This window comes from Mesotoga sp. UBA5847 (assembly GCF_002432735.1).
Classification (GTDB): domain Bacteria; phylum Thermotogota; class Thermotogae; order Petrotogales; family Kosmotogaceae; genus Mesotoga.
The window spans coordinates 76,810-77,607 of the sequence record NZ_DJGL01000106.1; the positions used below are offsets into that span (position 1 = coordinate 76,810).

1 protein-coding gene is annotated in these 798 nt (G+C 44.0%); it reads left to right on the plus strand.

The genetic code is table 11. The features are described 5' to 3' along the window. Positions 1 to 167: 167 nt before the first annotated feature. On the plus strand, positions 168 to 798 hold a 631-nt coding region (locus B3K91_RS13465), incomplete at its 3' end, for a deoxynucleoside kinase (RefSeq protein ID WP_292592189.1).

The window sequence follows — 798 nt, forward strand, 5'->3', positions numbered from 1 at the left end:
GAGAGAAGAATGGACAGGACCTATATCTCGATGTTAAGCGATGCTTATGAGAATTACATGAAAGACGTGACCGAAAGCCAGGTTCTGAGAATTGATACTTCGAACATCGATTTTGTGAGAAATCCAGAAGATCTCAAGAAGGTTTTTGAGAGAATCGAGGCGATCTTATGATTATTGGAATTTGCGGAAACATTGGAGCAGGAAAATCATCTCTCACCTCGCTTCTTGAGGAGACTCTGGGATTCAGAGGGGTCTACGAAGCAGTGGATGAAAACCCGTTTCTGAAGGATTTTTACTCCAACATGGAGCGATGGGCCTTCCACTCGCAACTATTTTTTTTGATAAAGAGATTCGACTTCCTCAAGAGAGTCGTGACAGAGGGCGCAGTGATTCTTCAAGACAGAACTATATATGAGGACGTTGAGATATTTGCTCGCAATCTTCAGCTTATGGGTTATATCGATGAAAGGGACTGGCAATTATACATGGACACTTACCAGACACTTTCTGAACATCTGACCGCCCCAGACGGAATTGTCTATCTTAAGTGCTCGAAGAACGTGTTGTTGAAGAGAATAAGGAAGAGAGGGCGTGGTTTCGAGAGTGGTGTCAGCGAGGACTACATCGAAAGACTGAATGGTCTTTACAGCGAATGGATCAACAGCGTCACCTTCTGTCGTAAGTTAGTTATTGACGGAGATAGATATGATTTCATAGAGAGTCCTCAAGACAGAGAAGACGTTCTTCACCTGATTTCAAGGTTCACGGCTGAGCTTGTGGCAGGAGTGCAGTCTAGGT